This is a genomic window from Aeromonas sp. QDB11 (assembly GCF_027705265.1).
Lineage (GTDB): Bacteria > Pseudomonadota > Gammaproteobacteria > Enterobacterales > Aeromonadaceae > Aeromonas > Aeromonas allosaccharophila.
Genome location: NZ_JAPDBM010000111.1, coordinates 1 through 6,526, shown reverse-complemented (window position 1 = coordinate 6,526; position 6,526 = coordinate 1). Strand labels below are relative to the sequence as shown.

At 53.8% G+C, this 6,526-nt stretch carries 8 protein-coding genes; 1 reads left to right on the top strand and 7 read right to left on the bottom strand.

Annotated elements, in window-relative coordinates; genetic code table 11:
- The 7 genes from OKC40_RS21515 to OKC40_RS21485 all read right to left on the bottom strand — a co-directional run.
- Positions 1 to 567 (bottom strand): hypothetical protein (locus OKC40_RS21515; RefSeq protein ID WP_270796949.1); only part of this gene is annotated, 567 nt, incomplete at its 3' end.
- 288 nt (positions 568 to 855) lie between these two features.
- Entirely contained in the window at positions 856 to 1,083 is a 228-nt protein-coding gene (locus OKC40_RS21510; RefSeq protein WP_139727431.1) for an EexN family lipoprotein, read from the bottom strand.
- 73 nt (positions 1,084 to 1,156) lie between these two features.
- A complete protein-coding gene (locus OKC40_RS21505; RefSeq protein WP_162517145.1) occupies positions 1,157 to 1,630 on the bottom strand; it encodes a DUF2846 domain-containing protein in 474 nt (157 codons plus the stop codon).
- A 699-nt stretch (positions 1,631 to 2,329) separates the two neighbouring features.
- Complete coding sequence (locus OKC40_RS21500) at positions 2,330 to 2,506, bottom strand: DUF3606 domain-containing protein (protein WP_019445078.1); 177 nt, start codon at positions 2,504 to 2,506, stop codon at positions 2,330 to 2,332.
- Between the two features lie 258 nt (positions 2,507 to 2,764).
- Positions 2,765 to 3,496, bottom strand: coding sequence for a UDP-2,3-diacylglucosamine diphosphatase (gene lpxH / locus OKC40_RS21495; protein WP_270796940.1), 732 nt, complete (start codon positions 3,494 to 3,496; stop codon positions 2,765 to 2,767).
- On the bottom strand, positions 3,493 to 4,278 hold the full coding sequence (locus OKC40_RS21490; RefSeq protein WP_270796938.1) for a DUF4269 domain-containing protein: 786 nt from the start codon (positions 4,276 to 4,278) through the stop codon (positions 3,493 to 3,495). Before OKC40_RS21490 ends, lpxH begins: the two co-directional genes overlap by 4 nt.
- Positions 4,268 to 4,765: a peptidylprolyl isomerase gene (locus tag OKC40_RS21485; RefSeq protein ID WP_042655573.1), complete on the bottom strand. Its 498-nt coding sequence runs from the start codon at positions 4,763 to 4,765 to the stop codon at positions 4,268 to 4,270. The genes OKC40_RS21490 and OKC40_RS21485 overlap by 11 nt, the downstream gene beginning before the upstream one ends.
- Positions 4,766 to 5,014: 249 nt before the next feature.
- Between OKC40_RS21485 and cysS the strand changes: the two genes are divergently transcribed.
- Positions 5,015 to 6,391 (top strand): cysteine--tRNA ligase, encoded by a 1,377-nt coding sequence (gene cysS / locus OKC40_RS21480; protein WP_270796937.1) that lies wholly within the window; start codon positions 5,015 to 5,017, stop codon positions 6,389 to 6,391.
- The last annotated feature ends 135 nt before the right edge of the window (positions 6,392 to 6,526 follow it).

Below are 6,526 nucleotides of genomic sequence, written 5' to 3'. Positions count from 1 at the left end.
CCGAGAAACCCGAGCCGGAGCAGAAAGAGGCTGCTTAAAACAGCTTTGCGCGACAACTATCTTGAAAAACGCCGCCTCGTTGGTACCGATGGTATAGGTTGCGCTGTAATCACCACACATGCTGTCGGTTACACATTCAAAAAACGGCACCGACTTATCTTTTATTGTGCGGACGATCACCGGTTTGACTTTCAAGATCTTGGTCGCCTGACTGACTAACTCCTCGAAGTCTGCCTTGGCCTGTTTGACAGAAGCAACGGAGTCGTCTTGGTACAATGCCATGGTACCGCCGAAGGAGAGCACTTTATGTTGGTAGACCGCATAGTAATACTCACCCGTAGTTGGTCGTCCTAGGAATCCCTCGCCCGCCTTCGGTTTGCCGCGAAAGTCTTCATCAATGTCACTGCGCCAGTCATAGCGTATCAGACCATCGTTGACCACTTGGAGCGTGGTGATGGGCAGGTCGACTGTCAGGGTTTTGAAGCCCGTATTTGCGGCAATGGCCGGTGAGGCAATGAGACTGACCGCATAGCAGAGTGCAGAGAGCTGCAGGGTTTTATGGGTCAAGGTGACACCTCATGTAGATAATTGGTTTATGTGGAGTGTTGATACTCATCCGCCCACTGGATAGGTTTACTCTGGCTATTGAATATATCTCGTTCAGCCTCGCCCTGTGTAGTTCCCCAACTGGGAGGCGATAATGCCTCATTCGTAATTGCACCAGTTAGGCGAACCTTAAAATTGATTTTTGCCACCTGATTAGATGATGATATCAGTTTATATACTAACAAGTGGCATGATTAGGCAAAAAATCTAATCGTTTAATTTAGACTAATTTGTTATGGGTAATAAAAACTACTGGCCCAACATGTTTTTCATCAAGTTAGTAGCCATTTTTTGCTGGGCTGCGATTGCATTTTTACATTCATCTGAATTGGCGTCTTTACCTTGTGCAATTTTCAAGGTGCACTCTTGCAGGGCTTCATTCAGTAATTTCGGATCTTTCATAAAATCCTCAACTGAGGTAGGTCCACAAGCAGTAAGTAACATAGTGATTGGAACAGCTAACAGTAACTTATTCATTTCTATTTTCTCCAAATAAAAAATGCAGATACAAATACTAGGACCTAAAAGATACAGATGGTTTTACAAGAAGTTATAAAGTATGTGGTAATGACATTTCAGATTTCTTGATCAGAACTTGAGCATCTTCAATATCGTCAGGGTCTGTCACAAGCTCAAAATCAGACTGACTAAAGAGAAGCCCCATACGAAGATAGTGGTAGATATAATATGTTTTGCCTGACTCGGTATTTAGGGAAATACTATTGTTTGAAAATTCACTTTCAGTTTCAAATGTATAGTTTTTACCTGCATCAAGTTTCAGAAGATAGAAGTGTTTATTTTCTGATTCACCTAGAAATTTTTTATCGATAAAAAGATCCATATTGCTATTGCGAGCAAGCCAGCCGTGACGGTAGATATAAACATGAGCCTTGCCCTCGGCAGGAGGTGAGAAGCTTTTGGCCTCATTGACGACAGCCTCATCGGTGACGGTTGGCACTGAGGAACAGCCACCAAGCATCATGGCGCAGAGCGCCAAGAAGATCATTACAAACGTATTACGCATTTTTTTACCCATCGTGCTGAAAGTTTATTGATGCTTGTGATTATTATTTTTTGAACATCTGATACGGATGTTTATTTTGCTACAGGATTGTCTGTGAGTGCGATGACGTTTTCAATAGGGTCTTTGAAAATTTTTTGTAACTATTCGCCGGTTAATTGTTTTGCACCAATTAATGAAAAAAATACCAAGCTATATCAATTGCTTATGTATCCGTGTTTTATCGTGTGGAGGTAATGTGACTTTTGTCACATTACCTGTTTGTCAAGATATGTGGTTAGCGAAAGATGGAGAGAGCTTGATGCTCTCATGCTTTGTCCGATGGGCTTTAAAGTCAGAACTATCAGGCGTAATGCCCCCACAAAATGCGTGAAATCAGGCATTTCATGTAAACTTGAAGCCCTTATAAATCAATCATATAAATTTTCCGTCAACTCACTCTTGGCTTTTAAAATCCCTCGACGTTCGCGTCGTGCCGGTTCGATTCCGGCCTCGGCACCAGTTATTAAGTAAAGCAATCAAAGAGTTACGAAAGGCCACTAGCAATAGTGGCCTTTTTTGTTTTTCCGAAATGTGGTGATTTCAAACGACAACCTTTTTCGCCAGTGTACTGGGCCCTTTGTCGGAAATAGATGCTGTTAAATAGATGTCAGAAAGAGAAAGCCCCGCGAGCGGGGCCTGGTCAGTGATGGGGAGGCGCCCTCACTTCTTGAGGTGTTTTCTGATCGCCTTGCCTGAGGTGCCGACTGCTTTGACCGCCCGTTTCAGCTGGACTTCGGTGCACTCGAACATTTTGATCCACTGCTTCATTTCATAGGGATCGTTGACATTGATCTTCTTGGCATCGAACGGGTGAGCGACCGCATTGCTGTCAGGCATACAAACCTCAACTTGTTGAAATAGCTGGCGAGAAAGATGTTTCTGCCTGAGCGCCATCATCCTCTCAATTGGCAAGGGGCGAGGTGACGGGGTTCACACAACCTTGTGTCCTGATACATGCCAGCAGGTTTGCTTTGCTGATCTGTGAGCGATCGCCACTTATTCGTTCGCGCCTGATGCGGTGTGAACCGGATGGCGCGAACGATGGGGAGTAAAATGAGGGGAGTACGCTTGGTGGTCAACCGGACTGGCGGGCTATCAAGCCTCTGCCAGCGCCCGCATTTCCAGCCGCTGCTCGCCGGGGCGGCAGATCAGCACCGAGCCTTGCTCGAACCAGTCCCCCAGCACGATGCGGCGGGCGGGGTGGCCGTCGAGGGTGAAGTCGTGGATGGCGGGTCTGTGGGTGTGGCCGTGGATCATCATCCGGCAGTCGTGGGCGCGCAGGGTGTCGTCCACCGCCGCGGGCGTCACATCCATGATGATCTGGCTCTTGTGGGCATTTTCCATCTGGCTTTGGCCGCGCATCTTGCAGGCGATGGCCTGACGGCGGGCCAGCGGCAGCCGTAAAAAGAGCCAGCGCAGCCATTTGAGCTGGGTGATGCGGCGAAACTTCTGATACCCCTCATCCAGGGTGCAGAGCAGATCGCCGTGGCTGAGCAGCACCCGCTCGCCATAGAGCTCGATAACGCAAGGATCCCCCAGCAGGGTCATCCCCGCGCGCTGGGCAAACTGCTGGCCCAGCAGAAAGTCGCGGTTGCCGTGAATAAAGTAGATGGGCACGTTCTGCTGGCTCAGGGCCAAAAAGGCGTCGGCCATCTGTTGATGGAGCGGATTGGGGTCATCGTCGCCAATCCAGAATTCGAAGAGATCCCCCAGCACATAGAGGGCATCGGCGCCGGGGGCGTCGTGCTCGAGAAAGCGCACCAGTGCCGCGGTCATATCGGGCCGCTGGGCAGAGAGGTGAATGTCACTGATAAAGAGGGTGCTCATGATGTGGGGGTCGGGCTCTCGGTCGAAACAGGGCAAACAGGGGTGGCAGAGATAGTGGAAACATCAGGGGACGAATACTGCGCTGCGGGCGCCGCCGCGTTAGCGGGTGTATGAATACCGTCATTCGATGGCGGCTGCCATGACAGCTCGGCCAGATTGCGTCCCTCCAGCGTCAGCAGGGCGGCGTAAGGATCGCCAGCCAGCCCCAGCAAACGGCACATGGCCGCTTCCCCTTTCAACCCTTGCTCAAGGCGCAGACGCAATACCTCCCGATAGAAGGCATCACCAAAGTGTTGCAGCAGGGCGGCCATCAGGGTGAGGTGGCGCCAGCCGTTCAGCGTCTCAATGGGGGCGGGGGTGACATAGAGCTCCAGCGGCCAGCTGGCGATGTGGTTATCGCAACCGCTATCGGCGGCACAGGGAAAAACGCGCTCCAGCAGCCAGATATTCTCGCCCTTGGCGCTCGCCTGCCAGTCTTGGTCTGCAAAAGTAGCGGCAAACGCCGCCGGATTGGGATGCTGGCAGAGAATATCGAGATCGCTGCCCGGCCGATCGAGGCCGATGGCGAGCGTGCTCACCAGCGCCAGATCGGCGCACTGCGCTGCCAGCGCATCCCACACACCGGCGGTGAGCAGGGCATGGGCCGAGCGCTGGCGTTCGTTGCCGTGGGCCAGATAGTCGAGGCGGCGCCAGTTCGGGCCAGCCGTAGTGGCGGCAGATGGAAAAACTGCGGCCGGGGCCGCAGTTTCATCCGTGCCGAGTTGGCAAAGATCAGTCAGCAAGGGTCACCTTGGTGATAACCACATCTTCGGTCGGCACGTCTTGATGCATGCGGCCGTAGTTACCGGTTTTGACACCCTTGATCTTGTTGACCACGTCCATCCCGGCAGTCACTTCACCGAATACGCAGTAGCCGAAGCCCTGGGTGGTGGCGGATTTGAAGTCGAGGAAGTCGTTGTTGTTCACGTTGATGAAGAACTGGGCGCTGGCAGAGTGCGGCTCGCTGGTGCGGGCCATGGCGATGGTGCCGACCTTGTTGGACAGACCGTTGGCCGCTTCGTTCTTGATGGGAGCGCGGGTATCTTTCTCTTCAAAGCCCGGAGCATAGCCGCCGCCCTGGATCATGAAGCCGTCGATAACACGGTGGAAAATGGTGTTGTCGTAGTGACCGTCACGGCAGTATTGCAGGAAGTTGGCCACGGTTTCCGGGGCTTTTTCAGCGTTCAGGGTGAGGGTGATGTCGCCGTGATTGGTGTGCAGAGTGACCATGATATGTCCTTTCATACTTTTGAACGAAAAGTGAGCAAGCGACAGGGCGCTTGCGGGGTGTGGCATAAAGTGGTGGCAATTCTAGCCCATCAAGGGGCTGCGGCATAGTGTTGCAGAAAGTGCTGCAAAGGGCGCATCCAGTGCCAGAACATAGGCGGCAAGCGGGACTGGCCACATTTTCCGCCTCGTTTTCTGCCCTTGAACGGGGTATTATGACCAACCATTTTACTCACAGGCAGTGGTTATAAGATGCTGAAGATATACAACACACTCACTCGTCAAAAAGAAGAATTCAAACCTATCCACCCGGGCAAGGTGGGCATGTATGTGTGTGGTGTCACCATCTACGATCACTGTCATATCGGCCACGGCCGCACCTTCGTCGCCTTTGATGTGGTGGCTCGCTACCTGCGTTACGCCGGTTACGACCTGACCTACGTGCGCAACATCACCGACGTGGATGACAAGATCATCAAGCGCGCCGCTGAAACCCGCGTCACCTGTGACGACCTGACCGAGCGTCTGATTGGCGACATGCACGCCGACTTCGACGCCCTCGGCATGGTGCGCCCGGATATCGAACCGCGCGCTACCCAGCACATCAGCGAAATCATCGAACTGGTGGAAAGCCTGCTCGCCAAGGATCACGCCTACGTGGCCGATAACGGCGACGTGATGTTTATCGTCGAATCCTATGCCGACTACGGCAAGCTCTCCGGGCAGGATCTGGAGCAGCTGCAAGCCGGTGCCCGCGTTGACGTGGTCGATGCCAAGCGCAACCCGCTGGATTTCGTGCTGTGGAAGATGTCCAAGCCCGGCGAGCCGACCTGGGAAAGCCCCTGGGGCCCGGGCCGTCCTGGCTGGCACATCGAGTGCTCCGCCATGAACTCCAAGCACCTTGGCAACCACTTCGACATCCACGGCGGCGGCTCCGATCTGCAGTTCCCGCACCACGAGAACGAGATCGCCCAATCCTGCTGCGCCCACGGTGGCGACTACGTCAACACCTGGATGCACAGCGGCATGGTGATGGTGGATAAAGAGAAGATGTCCAAATCCCTTGGCAACTTCTTCACCATCCGTGACGTGCTTGCCCACTATGACGCCGAAACCGTCCGTTACTTCCTGATGTCTGGCCACTACCGCAGCCAGCTCAACTACTCGGAAGATAACCTCAAGCAAGCCCGCGCCGCGCTGGAGCGCATGTACACCGCCCTGCGCGATCTGCCAGTAGTCGCCGCTGCCGGTGGCGACGAGCAGGTGGCTCGCTTTAAAGAGGCAATGGACGACGACTTCAACACCCCGGAAGCCTACTCCGCCCTGTTCGATCTGGTGCGCGAGATCAACCGCCAGAAAGCGGAAGATATCACCGTCGCCGCTGGCCTCGGTGCCCGTCTGCGCGAACTGGGCGCCGTGCTCGGCATCCTGCAACAGGATCCGGACGCCTTCCTCAAGGGTGACGAAGCGGATGACGAAGTGGCCGAGATCGAGCGCCTGATCGCCGAGCGCAATCAGGCCCGTGCCGACAAGAACTGGGCTGCGGCGGATGCCGCCCGCAACCGTCTCACCGAGATGGGCATCGTGCTGGAAGACAGCGCCGGCAAGACCAGCTGGCGCCGTGCCTAAGGACGGTTGGCCTTGTTGGCGTCTGGAGCCAACAGGTTGAGCCAATAAAAAAACCGCAGCCCTAAATAGCTGTTCCGAATAGTAGATCACCGGAGGAAGGGAACTCAGTCCAGTTTGTGCGATCTGATTAGTCGC

Coding starts and splice junctions, on each gene's coding strand:
- OKC40_RS21510 (WP_139727431.1), bottom strand. CDS start 1,083: ATGAATAAGTTACTGTTAGCTGTTCCAATCACTATGTTACTTACTGCT.
- OKC40_RS21505 (WP_162517145.1), bottom strand. CDS start 1,630: ATGCGTAATACGTTTGTAATGATCTTCTTGGCGCTCTGCGCCATGATG.
- OKC40_RS21500 (WP_019445078.1), bottom strand. CDS start 2,506: ATGCCTGACAGCAATGCGGTCGCTCACCCGTTCGATGCCAAGAAGATC.
- lpxH (WP_270796940.1), bottom strand. CDS start 3,496: ATGAGCACCCTCTTTATCAGTGACATTCACCTCTCTGCCCAGCGGCCC.
- OKC40_RS21485 (WP_042655573.1), bottom strand. CDS start 4,765: ATGGTCACTCTGCACACCAATCACGGCGACATCACCCTCACCCTGAAC.
- cysS (WP_270796937.1), top strand. CDS start 5,015: ATGCTGAAGATATACAACACACTCACTCGTCAAAAAGAAGAATTCAAA.